Below are 13,397 nucleotides of genomic sequence, written 5' to 3'. Positions count from 1 at the left end.
ATCCGTCGCCCCCGCGATCAAGGTCAGGCCGACATGAAACCCATGTCGCGCGGGTAGTCGGGCCTGCCGACTTCCGCGCCGAAGTTTTTCAGGTTGGGCAGCACATTGGGCAATTCGCTGTCCGCCACGCCGAACCACCGGGCCATGGTTGCCGCGTACTGGTCGACCGATGTCGAGGGCAGCAGGCGGCCTTGGCCGATGTGCCACTGGTCCTCCGCGGCGGTCGTGTTGCCGATGCTCACCGGCGGTGCGGAGCCGTAGAACGCGTTGCCCTTGACCGCGCCGCCGACGACGAAGTGGTGGCTGCCCCAACCGTGGTCGGAACCATTGCCATTGGTGGCCAGCGTGCGGCCGAAGTCCGAAGCGGTGAAGGCGGTGACCTGGTCGGCAACGCCGAGCGCCACGGTAGCGTTGTAGAAGGCCGTCATGGCCTCGCTGACCTTGGTGAGCAACGGTGCATGACCGGTGCCGAGGTTGTCGTGCAGATCGAACCCGCCGAGCGACACGAAGAACACCTGTCGCTTCAGGCTGCCGAGTGAGTTGCGTGCGGCGATCAGTCGGGCGACGATCTTCAACTGGTCGGCCAAGGTGTTGTTGGAAGGGAAAGGCGTGGTCACGGCGCTCGTGCTGCCGATGCCGGCGGTCACCAGGGCCTCCGAAGCGATCGAACGCGTCGTGACCTCGTTGTACGCCTGCTCCATCGGATGCGCACGGTTCTGCGTGATCAGGGTGTTCATCGCGGCCTTCACGGCGCTCGACCCGTAGACATTGTTCTTGATGGCGTTGATGCCGATTGCACCACCGGTGCTGACCTGGTACTGCAGCGCCTTCTGGCCAGACACGAACACGGCGTTGCCCGAAGCGGAAATGCAGGTGAAGTTGGAGGCTCCGTTGCCGGCGAGCGCCAGGTCGCCCATGCGCCCACCCCAGCCACTGCGAACACCTTCGGTGCCCAGCGACTGCCACATCGAGGCCTGGTCGTTATGCGACATCAGCTTGGGGGGCAGGGCGAGCGCGCGGGCGTTGTACTGCGCGCGGGTGAGCGGCGTGATCAGCGGGCCGACGTTGAGCTGGATCGCTGCCTTGCCCGTGTTGAACAGGTTCGCCAGGCCTGCCATCGCCGGATTGAGTGCGTATTGGCGGCCGTCGGGAAGCGGGGTTGCCGGACGAAGCAGGGTCGCGGCAAGCCCGTTTTTCGACAGCGCCATGCCGTTCGGATTGCGGATGGCGTAGTACTTGGCGTAGCTCGGATCGTCGTAGGTCACGACGGTGTTGGCGTAGTCGTTGCCACCGCCGAGGTAGACACAGACCAGCGCCTTGTAGTCGGAGGCTTCGAAGGCGGCGGCTTCGCCGATTGCGGCCATGTTCAGGGCGAAGGGCAGCGCGGTGCCGGTGAGTGCAAGCTGGCCGGAACGACGAAGGAAGGCACGACGTCCCGCGTCGGTGCCGGAGTTCTTGAGGTCGACAGAAGAGTTTTTCATTTTTGCACCAGGTATTCGGAGGAGGCCATCACCATCAGCACGGCGGAGGCGACGCGGTTGAGCTTGACGACGTCCGGGCTCGTCGCGGTGACCGGGTTGGCGTTGAGCGCATTGACGATCAGCGCGACGGTCGGGGCGGACAACTGATTGGCCGCCAGAAGCAGATTGAGTCGTGCCACCAGCGCCCCGGCGTCCGGTGCGAGCGGCAACTCGTTGGCGTAGCTGGCGACCATGTCGAAGGCATTGGACGCGTTGCTGGTGATCTGCGGCTTGTCGGGAGCACCGACGTAGAAGCCGTTTCTCACCACGCCCATCATGTAGTTGAGGTACGAGCTGACGGTCGACTCGTTGACGATCTGGAACTCCGGCGCCAACTGGCCGCCGGCCGCGATTGCGGTGTTCGGAGGTGTGTAGTTGGGGCGAAAGAAGTTGAAAACCGTCGGAGACCGAAGCGGGCTCTGACCCAACTGGGTGGACAGCGACTGGTCCGGCAGCTTCCAGCTGCCGCGAGCCGATTCGAGGCCGAACGTGCGCGCCCATTGCACCAGACGCACCATCGGTTCGCGCAGGTGACCGAATCCATAAGTGGACAGGCTGGCGGGACTGCGTGCCTCGTCGTCAAGAAGAATGGCTGCGACCGTGGCGGCGATGTCGCCCCGAACGCCGCTTCCATTGTTGGCAAAGACGGAGGCGACCCGGAACACATAGGCGCGGCTCGGATTGCTCGTGACGAGCCGTTGGATCAACTGCCGGGAGATGAACGGTCCGACGTTTGGATGATTGAACAGCGTGTCGAGCGCGATCTTCCGTGCAGCCTCGGCACTGGTGCCCGCCGGGATCGTCGTGCCGAGGAACTTCACCTCGAGCGTCGAATGCAGGGCCGGATTCACGACCATCGGAAGACGGGCGAAGTTTTTGTCCGGCACCGACAGCCCGTTGAACGACGTCGGGGCCGCGCTCGACAGATTGAAGTCGTAGCCGGTGAAGACGCGCGCCAGGTTGACGACGTCGTCTTGCGTGTAGCTTTCGACCGGCACGCCGCCGGAGGTGAGAGGCTGGCCATCCCAGCCGAATTTCACCAGGCCGATCGTCATGAGCTGCATCAGTTCACGCGCGAAGTTCTCGTCGGGCTGACGGCCACTGGCGCTTTCCTTCTGGCTGCCGCGGCAGTTGAGGTATTTACCCATGGCGGGGTGCAGGGTGATGTTCTCGAGCAGCGTGCGGAAGTTGCCGAAAGCGCCGGCCGACAGGGTGTCCCACCAGCTCGCCATCATGTGCGAGAGCCAATACCAGTCCACGCCGTTGGTGGAGACACAGAAAATTTCCGACAGTGCGAGGGCGACACGCTTGCGCACGCCGTCGGGCGACTTGACGAGCTGGTACCAGAGCGCGAAGTCCGTCTGATAGGGCGTGAAGTGGAATAAGTTGCTGTCCAGCGTGGCGTACCCATGCTGGTTCAACCAGTCCCAGGCGGTGATGCCGGCCGGCGCGTCGAACTGGGTGGCCAGCCAGCCGGCGTAGCCTAGCGAACGGACCGACGCGATTTCCTTGTCCGAAGCGCTGAACTGGGCCTGGAGCAGGAAGCGCGCAGCGTCAGAATCTGACGCAGGGATGACATTTTTGCGCGCGGCGCCGAGAGGGCCGGCTTTGCCACCGCCGACCGAAGCGCCGGCTACGGCAGCGGCGCCGCTGGCCGGAATGGCGGCCTGGGCAGACATTTCCGGGGTACTGGAAACGCCGAAAGAAGAAGGTGTTGGTGAGTCTTCACCACCGCCGCCGCAAGCCTGCAGAAACGATGTCGCGCCGGCTACAGCGGTCGCCAGGATGGCGCGGGTGGAAGGGGCAGCGGTCGAGGAATCGACGGTGCTAACCGATGTCTTGCCTGCCAGCTCGACTTCGGTTGTAGGACGGGAGGAGGTTTCGGTGTAGGACATGAACTGTTAATTGCAACTTTGATGCGCGGCCAAGTTTAAAAACTTGATGCAAAGTAAAGTCGCCGATGAACGCGGGTTCATCAGTCCTAATCCGGCGATTGGCTGTCATCGCGCTGGAATGTTCGCGCAGTTCGTCCGATGACGCACGATCGGCCGCGAGCGGCTGCCACCCGCGCTACTTTGTGTCGACGAACGCGCCCTTACCGCGATCACCTGATCTGCATCCTTCGCTCGGCGTGACCCATCCATGAAGATCCTGCGCCCCATGTGGCCGTACCAACGAAAAAGGCCTGGGACCCGTTGCATACGAGTCCCAAGCCTTGTCGGGCGCTGGCCTCCGAGCCAGCAGTCCCTCTGTCTTCCGTCGAAGGTTTTCGCGGCCGGATTCAGCCGGCGCGCATGAACCCCATGTCTCGGGGGTAATCCGGGCGCCCGGCCGCCGCGCCGAAATTCTTGAGGTTTGGGAAGATGGTGTCCAGGTCGGCATCGGGCACGCCGAACCATCGTGCCATCGTGGCTGCATATTGGTCGACCGAGGTGCTGGGCAGCAAGCGCCCCTGGCCAACGTGCCACTGGTCGTCTGCCAAGCTGGGGCTGTCGCCGATGCTGACGGGTGGGGGATTGCCGTAAAACGCCTTGCCCTTGACTGCTCCACCCACGACGAAGTGATGGCTGCCCCACCCGTGGTCGGCGCCGGCACCGTTGGTGGCCAGGGTCCTGCCGAAGTCTGACGCGGTAAAGGCGGTGACCTGGTCGGCGACGCCGAGCTCGACGGTCGCTCGATAGAACGCCGCCATCGCCTCGCTCACCTTCTCCATGAGGATCGGATGCTGCGAGAGCAGTGCGTTATGCAGGTCGAATCCGTTGAGCGAGACAAAAAAGACCTGCCTCTTGACGTTCAAGGTGTTGCGCGCCGCGATCAGGCGAGCGACCACCTTCAGTTGGTCGGCCAGGCTGTTGTTTGCCGGAAAAGGGGTGGAGACGGAATTGCCCGAGCCGAGGGCATTGCTGACCGTGACCTCCGCAGTTATCGCGCGCGACGAAATGCGACCGTATTCGTTCTCCAGCAGGTGATTGCTTTGCTGCTGCAGCAAGTCGCCCATCACCGCCTTCACCGCCGCCGATCCATAGACGTTGCTCTTGATCGCATTGATGCGCACCGCGCCGCTGGTGCTTACCTGGTAGGGAAGCGCGCTGTGGCCGGAGAGGAACACGGCGTTGCCGGAGGCTGAAATGCAGGTGAATGTCGATGAGCCATTCGATGCGAGGGAGAAGTCGCCCAGCCGCCCGCCCCACCCGACGGTTGCGCCTTCTGCGGCTGATGCCTGCCAGATCGACTGCTGGTCGTTGTGCGAGAAGAGACGCGGGGGTTTCACGACGGCGCCGGACGTGTACTGCGCTCTCGTCATGGGAGCGACGAGGGATCCCACGTTCAATTGAACGGCGGCGACGCCGGAGTGGAACAGACCCGCCATCGCCGTCATGGCGGGATTCAAAGCATATTGCCGCCCATCGGGTAATGCGGCCGTGGGCTGCAGCAGCGTCGACGTCAGGTCGTTCCGGGCGAGCGCGACGGTACCGCGAATATTCGAATAGGCCGCGTAGCTGGGCGAGTCGTAATTGACCACGGTGTTGGCGTAATCGTTTCCGCCGTACAGAAAAACGCAAACGAGCGCCTTGTAATCGCCCGCCTCGGCAGCGGCCGCATCGCCCACCGCGGCCAGATTGAGCGCAAAAGGCAAGGCGGTACCTGCGAGAGCCAACTGGCTCGACCGGCGCATGAATGCGCGGCGACCCGGGCTGGGTACTTCGCTATCGCTGGGGTAGGCGTCAGGGCAGTGAACGTGTGTCATGTGTTTACTTTTGAACGAGATATTCAGGCGAGGCCATCGTCATCAGGACGGCTGCTGCGATCCGATCGAGTTTCGATTCGGCGGTGCTGGTCGCCGTGATCGGCGTTGCATTCAGGGCGGCGACCATATTGGCGATGCTGGTCGCCGAAATCTGGCCACCGGCCAGGATCAGATTGAGCCGGCCCATCAATGCCGCTGCATCCGTCACCAGGGCCAACTCGGCCGAGTAATCAGCTGTCATGTCATACGCGCTGGCACCGCTGCTGGGCATTTGCGGAACCGCGGGTTGCCTGACGTAGATTCCATACCGGATCGTCGTCTGCATGAAATTGATATAGGCGCTGACCGAGGTTTCGTTGAGGATCTGAAACTCGGGCGCGACCAGTCCGTTTGACGCGATGGCTGTCAGGGGCGGTACATAGCCCGGCCTGAAGAAGTTGAAGACCGATCCAGCGCGCAGAGGGCTTTGCCCGAGTTGACTCGGGTTGGAGAAGTCGCTCAACTTCCAGGTGCCCGCAGTCGATGTCAGCTTGAAACTCCGCGCCCACTGCACGAAACGCAGCATCGGCTCGCGCACCTTGCCGAAAGTGGGAGACGAGAGACCGTCCGGGCTGCGTGCTTCCTGGTCCAACAATATTGCCGCCACCACCGCGCCAATATCGCCCCGGACGCCTTTGCCATTGTCCTGGAACACGGCCGCGATCCGAGCCACGTAGCCCGGCGTTGGATTGCTGGTGACCAGCCGCTGTATCAGCTGCTTGGAAATGAACGGTGCAACGTTGGCGTGGTTGAACAGAATATCCAGCACCATTTTTCGCTGAGCATTGCCTTCGGTCCGCCCCGAGATGAAGTTGCCCAGAAAATTGACATCCAGCGTGGAGTGATACGAGGCATTGAGCACCATGGGCAGGCGCGTGTGCGTCGGGCTGGGAATAGGGTAGATGCCGGGAACGTTCAACGTGACGTTGCCGGTCATATCCACGTTGTAGCCGCTGAACACCCGTGCGAGGTTGGAAACGTCGCTTTGGGTATAAGTGTCGACGGCAGCGCCTGTGCTCATGTCGACCGTGCCATCCAGATTGAGCTTGACCAGCCCGATGGTCATGAGTTGCATGACCTCCCGTGCGTAGTTTTCGTCCGGGTGCCTACCCGCTGCGTTTTCCTTGAGGCTTCCGCGCATGCTGAGGTAATTGCCCATGGCAGGATGCAGGGTGACATCCTCGAGCAGCTTTCGGAAATTGCCGAAGGCGTTCGATGACAGCATGTCCCACCAGGCAGCCATGGTTTGACCTGGCCAGACCACGCTGATGCCAGTGGTCGACACCACGAATATTTCCGACAGCGCCAACGCGACTCGCTTGCGCAGGGTGTCGGGTGAATTCACCAGTTGCCACCAGATTGCCATGTCGGCCGGATAGGTGGAGTAATAGGCGCCGACATCCGTGGACGAGTATCCCTTCTGTTCCAGCCAGTCCCATGCCGTCAATCCAGGCGGCGTATTGAACTGCATAGCCAGCCAGCCGGCATAACCCAGCGTGCGTACCGACGCGATTTCGGATTCCGACGCGCTGAACTGCGCCTGGAGCAGAAACCGCACTGCGTCAAAATCGTTACCTGGATTGACATAAGTGCGCGATTGTCCGAGCGGACCAGCTGTGCCACCTGCCGCATCGGTGGCCGCGATGACAGCCTGACCGGAAACCGAGACCGATGAATTGGTCGCGCTCGTGCCGGTGCTGGAGGCACTGGAAACCCCCGCGCTCGAAGACGAGGGTGAGTCCTCGCCACCGCCACCGCAAGCCTGCAGAGCGGCCGAGGCCGATGCGATGCTCGCTGCCAGCCAGGTGCGCGTGCGACGCGGCTCGGCGACCGAAGGAGGAACGGTGCTCGGCTTCTGCGATTCCGAAGCATCGGCCGGCGCGGGACAGGAGGCGGATTCGGTGTAGTTCATACGTCTCAAATTGCAACTAACGTGCGAGGTCGGCAGTGTATGAATTTGCCTAAAAAATGAGCACGTGAATTGACCGTCGTATGGCGCGCAGTTCCAGGGCTGAATGACCTGGGCGGGCGAGGGTTTTCCCCAGGCCTTGCTTCCATCTGTTGTAGAGAAGGAACGTGGGTCCGAAAGTGCTAACGGTGACAGGTATATGTCCTACAAACTAAGCATTTGCTTACATGTACCGTTGCAGTTTGCGATACCAAGGAAATCCGATGGAAACCAGGCTGATACCTCCACCCGTGGAGCGCGGCATGATTCCGCAGCCCGTGATCGTGATCGGGGCGCTGCTGCTGTGCCTGCTGGTCTACGGCTTTGCGTCGGGCGGTGGAACCGGACAGCATCTCGATAGCGATCGGCTCATCATTGCCGAGTGCTGGAAGGGCATCGAGCGCCGTGCTCCTGGACCGGAGCAACGTCGCGACATGACCGAAGCGTGCCAGCGCATGGAGCGTGGCTTCCGCCTCAAGTACGGCGCTACGCTCTAATCATCTGTTGATTCAGCGAGGCGCCAGGCGTATGGCGCCATCCAGCCGGATGACTTCGCCGTTCAGCATTTCGTTTTCGAAGATGTGCAACACCAGCCGGGCGAAATCGAGCGGTGTTCCCAGGCGAGACGGAAAAGGGATGCCAGCGGCCAACGCATCCTGAACTTCCTGCGGCATGCCGAAGACCATGGGCGTGCCGAAGATGCCGGGCGCGACCGTCATGTTGCGAATGCCCAGGCTCGCCAGGTCTCGTGCGATCGGCAAGGTCATGCCGACGATTCCGCCTTTGGACGCGGCATAGGCCGCCTGTCCGATCTGCCCGTCATAGGCTGCCACCGACGCGGTCGACACGATGGCGCCCCGCTCGCCGGTTGGAAGCGGTGGGTTCTTCGCCATGGCCTCTGCAGCCAGGCGAATCATGTTGAAGGTGCCGAACAGATTGATCGCCACCGTGCGCTGGAACGGTTCGAGCGCGTGCACGCCCGATTTTCCGACCGTCCGGGCGGCCGGGGCGATTCCGGCGCAGTTCACCAGTCCGTACAGCGCGCCGAGTTCCACAGCCTGCGAGACCGCCGACCGTGCATCGGTTTCCTGCGTCACATCGCACCGCACGAATGCGCCGCCGATCTCCTGGGCGAGCGCCTTTCCGGGCGCTTCCTGCAGATCGGCGATGACGACGATGCCGCCCTTGCCGGCCAGCATGCGGGCCGTGCCTTCGCCCAGACCCGACGCACCGCCGGTCACGATGAATACCTTGCCTGCGACTTCCATGGCATGTCTCCTGGTTATCTTTGACGTAAACGTCAATTATGACCGGGCGACACGACCTCGGAAAATGCAAAACGCCCGGCAAGCCGGGCGTCTAAAGCGATACGGAAAGCGAAGATCAGGCGCGCTTGCGAGCTGCGCTGGTCGTGGCGGCGCCGGTGGTGCGCGCTGCGTTCACGGCCTGGGCGGAAACCGCGTTGTAGTTGGCTTCCATCATGTCGGAGGCTTGCTTGACCGCCTTCTGCATCGAGTCGGCCACGTTGTTGGCGGCGGCGACCGCGCTCTTCATGACGGCGACAGCGGTTTCGGAACCGGCCGGTGCATTGCGGGCGGCGGCGTCGACCATGCCGGACAAGGTGGTCTGTGCGTCGGCGGCCTTGCCTTCGACGGTCTTGCCCAGTTCAGCGCCGGCGGCGGATGCGATGTCGTAGAGGTGGCGGCTGTAGGCGGCGGTCTTCTCGGCGATCGGCTGCAGCGCGCTGGCTTGCAGAGCGAGAATCTCTTGCGCGTCCTTGGCGCCCATCATGGCTTGGGTGTGCTCGGCGACATCGGCCAGCGCGGCGCGCGAGGCGGTCATGTTCAGTTCGACCAGCTTTTCCAGGCTTTCGAAGGCCTTGGCGGTCAGGCTGAAAATGGTGTCGACATTGGCCTTGTTGGCGGCGATGAGTTGTTCGGGCGTTGCGTTCATGGGCTTTCTCCTAGGTGTTGAAAAGGTGGGCGGTATCAGCCCAGGGACGACGTCTGCACACGTTATGTTGCACTGCAACATACACAAGTATAAAGATAAGTTCGGTAGCTGCCTAGCGGATTTGTGCGGTGCAGCAATTTTCTTTGCGAAGGTCCAATCCATGGTCTGTCGCGCCCGACGGTGGGCCTGAATTCTTCTCTGATGCACGCTTATTACGCCGACCGTTTCGTCCTTCCCTTGCCGGCCGGTCACCGTTTTCCCATGTCGAAATACGGGGCATTGCGCGACCGGCTCCGCGCCAATCGACCGGAGGTGGAGATCCATCCTGCGCCGGCCGCGACCGATGGTGAATTGGCCCTGGTCCACACGCCCGGCTACGTCCGCGCGGTGGCCGACGGCAGTCTGGATCCGGCCATCCTGCGCGACATCGGATTCCCATGGTCGGTGGCCATGGCCGAGCGCGCGCGGCATTCGGTGGGTGCCACGATCGCGGCGGCGCGGCAGGCGCTGGTCCACGGCGTTGCGGCCAACCTGGCAGGCGGCACACACCATGCCCGGCGCGATGCGGGCAGCGGTTTTTGTGTATTCAACGATGTGGCGGTGGCAGCCCGTTTGCTGCAGGCCGAGCATGCCCGGAAGGCGCGCCGGCCTTTGCGGGTGGCGGTTGTCGATTGCGACGTGCACCAGGGCGATGGGACCGCGGTCATCTTCCGGGACGACCCGGATGTTTTCACCCTGTCCTTGCACGGGGCCAAGAACTATCCCTTTCGCCGCGAGCCCGGCGACCTCGACGTCGATCTGCCCGATGGCTGTGGCGACGCCGAATACCTGGCCGCGCTCGAATGGGCGCTGGCCGAACTCGACGCCCGTTTCGACGCCGATTTCGTCTTTTTCCTCGCCGGCGCCGATCCCCACGAGGGCGACCGGCTCGGCCGGCTCAAGCTGAGTTTCGACGGCATGGAGGCACGCGACCGCCGGGTGTTCGACTGGGCCTGGCAGCGCCGCCTGCCGGTAGCGTTCTCGATGGCCGGCGGCTACGGTCGGGATCTGGCCGACACCTTGCGGGTACAGGAAACCACGTTCGCGGTGGCGCTCGAATACGCCCGCCGATGGACTCAGTGGCGAATCTGAGCGCCGGCACGGCAAGGCCGGTGCAAAATGTCGGATTGCCTGGGCGGCGGCCGGACACATGACGCGCCGTCTCGCCCGATTCATGCCTTTCTTTCGACCACTCGACACCATCGGCCACGCCTGGGCAGCGGTGCGTCGACCGATGGTTTGCTTGCTTCCGATTCCCCTGATGACCCTTTCCCGTATTCCGCTCGTCCGTTTCTGCGGAGGGCGCCCCGCATGACCGGAGCCCTCGACGCGATCGTCGCCTGCATCGCTCTATTGCTCGGCCTGGCCGGTGGCTGGTGGTTGGCGCGGCGCAAGCTCCGCGAAGACGCCGACGCGCAGACCGATGCCGCCCTGGTGCGTGCGCGTGCCGAAAGCCTGGCAGAGATCGCCACCGCGACCGAGCGCGCACGCGGGCTGGCCGCCGAGCGTGAAACCTGGATGGAAGAGTCGCGCGCCTTGCGCCTCGACGCCCAGGCGCAGCGCGAAGCCCTGGACGCCGCCCGCGACGAGCGCGCCGCCTGGCAGGAACGCGCCGCCCGCGTCGAACCCTTGCGCCATGAGTTGGCTGAAGCGGCGGAGCGCGCCCGGTCGCTGGCGGCGGAGCTCTCGCAATCTCGCGCCCGCGAGGCCACGCTGGAGACCCAGTTGTCGGCCGAACGCCAGCAATCCGGCGAAAAGCTCGCGCTGCTGCAGGAAGCACGCGAGGTGCTGGGCAACCAGTTCAAGACCCTGGCCAACGACATCCTGGAAGAAAAGAGCAAACGCTTCGCCGAACAGAACCAGGCCAGCCTCGGCGGCCTGCTCGATCCGCTGCGCATGCGCCTGGCCGACTTCCAGGGCAAGGTCGAACAGTTCTACGACGCCGAGGGCAAGCAGCGCTCGGCGCTGTCGCAGCAGGTGACCCAGCTGATGGACCTCAACAAGCTGCTCGGCGAGGAAGCCCGCAGCCTGACCAACGCGCTCAAGGGCAGCTCCAAGGCGCAGGGCAACTGGGGCGAGCTGATCCTGGAGCGGGTGCTCGAAGCCTCCGGCCTGCGCCGCGACATCGAATACCACGTGCAGCAGAACCATGTGCGCGAGGACGGCAGCCGGGCGCAGCCCGACGTGATCATCCACCTGCCCGAGGAGCGCAAGCTGGTGGTCGACGCCAAGGTGTCGCTGATCGCCTACGAGGAATGCGTCAGCGCCGAGACCGACGAGGCACGCGCTCTGGCGCAGCGCAAGCACCTGGCCTCGGTGCGCTCGCACATCGAAGGACTGGCCGCGCGCAACTACCAGCAGCTCTACAGCTTGAAGACGCTGGACTTCGTGCTGATGTTCGTGCCGATCGAGCCGGCCTTCATGCTGGCCGTGGGCGCCGACGAGCAGCTCTTCATGGATGCGTGGCGCCGTAACGTGCTGCTGGTGAGCCCGTCGACCTTGCTCTTCGTGGTGCGCACCGTGGCGCATCTTTGGCGTCAGGAGCAGCAGAACCGCAATGCGCAGGAAATCGCGCGGCGCGGCGCCGACCTGTACGACAAGCTCGCCGCCTTCGTAGGCGATCTGGAGGAAATCGGCAAGTCGCTCGACAAGGCGCAGAAGTCCTACGGCGAAGCCTTCAAGCGGCTCAAGGCCGGCCGCGGCAATGCCATCGCCCAGGCCGAACGGCTGCGCGACCTCGGCGTCAAGCCGACCAAGAGCTTCACGCCGAATGCGCTGGAAGGCGCGCTGCCCGATCCGGACCTCTTCGCCGAACCTCCGGCCGACAAGGGGCTGCCCAGCCTGCCCGGATAGCGCGGCCCGGCCTTGCGCATCGGACGATCAAGCAGAAAACCAAGAAATAACGAGACAAGAAGCAAGCCCTGATGAGTCCCCAGCTATCGCGCGTCATTCCCATCCAGGTCTTCATCCACTCGACCATGGCCGGCACGCGGCTGGCCGTTCCGCTGCTGGCCCTGCAGCAGGGTTACAGCGCGGCGGCGGTCGGCCTGCTGATCGCACTCTTCGCGCTCACCCAGGTCTTTCTGGCGTTGCCGGCAGGGCGCTTCGCCGACCGGCACGGCGTGGCGCTGCCGGTGTCGCTGGCAGCGGGAGTGTCCTGCGTCGGCGCCGGCCTGGCGGCGATCTTTCCGTTCTATCCGGTGTTCTGTGTCGCGGCGCTGATGACAGGTGGCGCGACCGGCGCGGTCGTGATCGCGCTGCAGCGCCACGTCGGCCGGGCATCCAGCGATCCGACGCAGCTCAAGCAGGCTTTCAGCTGGCTCGCCATCGCGCCGGCGGTGGGCAACTTCATCGGCCCTTTCGGCGCCGGCCTGCTCATCGACCATGCGGGTGCGCAGGCGGGCGACCTGTGGGGCTTTCGGGCCGCGTTCCTGGTGATGGCGCTGCTGCCGCTGGCGGCCTGGTACCTGGGCCGTGGCGTGGTCGAAATCGATCCCGAACCGCGCCCGGCCGGCTTGGCCGGCGTATCGGGCAGCGCCATCGACCTGCTGCGCGCCCCGATGTTCCGGCGCCTGCTGTTCTGCAACTGGCTGCAATCGTCGAGCTGGGACGTGCATGCCTTCGTCGTGCCGCTGCTGGGCCACGAACGCGGCCTTGGCGCTTCGACCATCGGCACCATCCTGGGCGTGTTCGCGATCGCCGCCGCGCTGATCCGCATCGTGCTGCCGGCGCTCACGGCCGGCCGAGAGGAGCGCGACGTGATCACCGTATCGACCCTGACCACGGCCGCGCTGTTCGCCGTCTACCCGTTTCTGCACAGCGCCACCAGCATGGGCGTGTGCTCGGTGCTGCTCGGCTTCGCGCTCGGCGCGGTGCAGCCCATGGTGATGAGCATGCTGCACCACATCACCCCGCCCTCGCGCCAGGGCGAGGCATTGGGTTTGCGGCTGATGGTCATCAATGCGTCCAGCGTGGCGGTGCCCGTGCTCTTCGGCGCGGCCGGCTCGGTGCTGGGCATCGGCGGTGTCTTCTGGATGGTCTCCGGCGTCGTCGCCCTCGGCACCCGCGCCGTCCGGGGCCTCGAGCGCGGCGACGGCCACGCCGAGCATCGCCCGTAAACCGAAGCCCCCCGGCGGAGCCCAGCGCAAAG

At 64.3% G+C, this 13,397-nt stretch carries 10 protein-coding genes; 4 read left to right on the top strand and 6 right to left on the bottom strand.

Annotation, left to right across the window (positions count from 1 at the left end):
* Positions 1-23 precede the first annotated feature (23 nt).
* The 4 genes from R9X41_RS17750 to R9X41_RS17735 all read right to left on the bottom strand — a co-directional run bounded on the left by R9X41_RS17750 (position 24) and on the right by R9X41_RS17735 (position 7,219).
* Complete coding sequence (locus R9X41_RS17750; RefSeq protein WP_318631768.1) at positions 24-1,481, bottom strand: DUF1501 domain-containing protein; 1,458 nt, start codon at positions 1,479-1,481, stop codon at positions 24-26.
* On the bottom strand, positions 1,478-3,415 hold the full coding sequence (locus tag R9X41_RS17745) for a DUF1800 domain-containing protein (RefSeq protein WP_318631767.1): 1,938 nt from the start codon (positions 3,413-3,415) through the stop codon (positions 1,478-1,480). The genes R9X41_RS17750 and R9X41_RS17745 overlap by 4 nt, the downstream gene beginning before the upstream one ends.
* A 386-nt stretch (positions 3,416-3,801) precedes the next feature.
* Positions 3,802-5,268, bottom strand: coding sequence for a DUF1501 domain-containing protein (locus tag R9X41_RS17740; protein WP_318631766.1), 1,467 nt, complete (start codon positions 5,266-5,268; stop codon positions 3,802-3,804).
* A gap of 4 nt (positions 5,269-5,272) precedes the next feature.
* A complete protein-coding gene (locus tag R9X41_RS17735) occupies positions 5,273-7,219 on the bottom strand; it encodes a DUF1800 domain-containing protein (RefSeq protein WP_318631765.1) in 1,947 nt (648 codons plus the stop codon).
* Positions 7,220-7,479: 260 nt separating this feature from the next.
* Here R9X41_RS17735 and R9X41_RS17730 point away from each other — a divergent pair, with 260 nt between their 5' ends.
* Positions 7,480-7,752, top strand: coding sequence for a hypothetical protein (locus R9X41_RS17730; protein ID WP_318631764.1), 273 nt, complete (start codon positions 7,480-7,482; stop codon positions 7,750-7,752).
* A gap of 12 nt (positions 7,753-7,764) precedes the next feature.
* Here R9X41_RS17730 and R9X41_RS17725 read toward each other — a convergent pair whose 3' ends face one another.
* Together R9X41_RS17725 and R9X41_RS17720 are read right to left on the bottom strand one after the other, a co-directional pair.
* Entirely contained in the window at positions 7,765-8,523 is a 759-nt protein-coding gene (locus tag R9X41_RS17725; RefSeq protein ID WP_318631763.1) for a 3-hydroxyacyl-CoA dehydrogenase, read from the bottom strand.
* 115 nt (positions 8,524-8,638) lie between these two features.
* Positions 8,639-9,208, bottom strand: coding sequence for a phasin family protein (locus R9X41_RS17720; protein ID WP_318631762.1), 570 nt, complete (start codon positions 9,206-9,208; stop codon positions 8,639-8,641).
* A gap of 201 nt (positions 9,209-9,409) precedes the next feature.
* Between R9X41_RS17720 and R9X41_RS17715 the strand changes: the two genes are divergently transcribed.
* The 3 genes from R9X41_RS17715 to R9X41_RS17705 all read left to right on the top strand — a co-directional run bounded on the left by R9X41_RS17715 (position 9,410) and on the right by R9X41_RS17705 (position 13,365).
* On the top strand, positions 9,410-10,339 hold the full coding sequence (locus tag R9X41_RS17715; RefSeq protein ID WP_318631761.1) for a histone deacetylase family protein: 930 nt from the start codon (positions 9,410-9,412) through the stop codon (positions 10,337-10,339).
* A gap of 219 nt (positions 10,340-10,558) precedes the next feature.
* A complete protein-coding gene (gene rmuC, locus R9X41_RS17710; RefSeq protein WP_318631760.1) occupies positions 10,559-12,100 on the top strand; it encodes a DNA recombination protein RmuC in 1,542 nt (513 codons plus the stop codon).
* A gap of 71 nt (positions 12,101-12,171) precedes the next feature.
* Positions 12,172-13,365 carry an MFS transporter gene (locus R9X41_RS17705; RefSeq protein ID WP_318631759.1) on the top strand — a complete coding sequence of 398 codons (1,194 nt, stop codon included), beginning with the start codon at positions 12,172-12,174 and terminating at the stop codon, positions 13,363-13,365.
* The last annotated feature ends 32 nt before the right edge of the window (positions 13,366-13,397 follow it).

It is taken from the genome of Xylophilus sp. GOD-11R (assembly GCF_033546935.1).
Lineage (GTDB): Bacteria > Pseudomonadota > Gammaproteobacteria > Burkholderiales > Burkholderiaceae_C > Xylophilus.
Note: the sequence above shows the minus strand (reverse complement) of the source record. Positions and strands in the feature narration are given on the sequence as shown.

Bases quoted from the DNA above. Each gene is read 5' to 3' on its own strand.
- R9X41_RS17735 (WP_318631765.1), bottom strand. From the start codon at position 7,219: ATGAACTACACCGAATCCGCCTCCTGTCCCGCGCCGGCCGATGCTTCG.
- R9X41_RS17715 (WP_318631761.1), top strand. From the start codon at position 9,410: ATGCACGCTTATTACGCCGACCGTTTCGTCCTTCCCTTGCCGGCCGGT.
- R9X41_RS17740 (WP_318631766.1), bottom strand. From the start codon at position 5,268: ATGACACACGTTCACTGCCCTGACGCCTACCCCAGCGATAGCGAAGTA.
- R9X41_RS17750 (WP_318631768.1), bottom strand. From the start codon at position 1,481: ATGAAAAACTCTTCTGTCGACCTCAAGAACTCCGGCACCGACGCGGGA.
- R9X41_RS17705 (WP_318631759.1), top strand. From the start codon at position 12,172: ATGAGTCCCCAGCTATCGCGCGTCATTCCCATCCAGGTCTTCATCCAC.
- R9X41_RS17730 (WP_318631764.1), top strand. From the start codon at position 7,480: ATGGAAACCAGGCTGATACCTCCACCCGTGGAGCGCGGCATGATTCCG.
- R9X41_RS17745 (WP_318631767.1), bottom strand. From the start codon at position 3,415: ATGTCCTACACCGAAACCTCCTCCCGTCCTACAACCGAAGTCGAGCTG.
- R9X41_RS17720 (WP_318631762.1), bottom strand. From the start codon at position 9,208: ATGAACGCAACGCCCGAACAACTCATCGCCGCCAACAAGGCCAATGTC.
- rmuC (WP_318631760.1), top strand. From the start codon at position 10,559: ATGACCGGAGCCCTCGACGCGATCGTCGCCTGCATCGCTCTATTGCTC.
- R9X41_RS17725 (WP_318631763.1), bottom strand. From the start codon at position 8,523: ATGGAAGTCGCAGGCAAGGTATTCATCGTGACCGGCGGTGCGTCGGGT.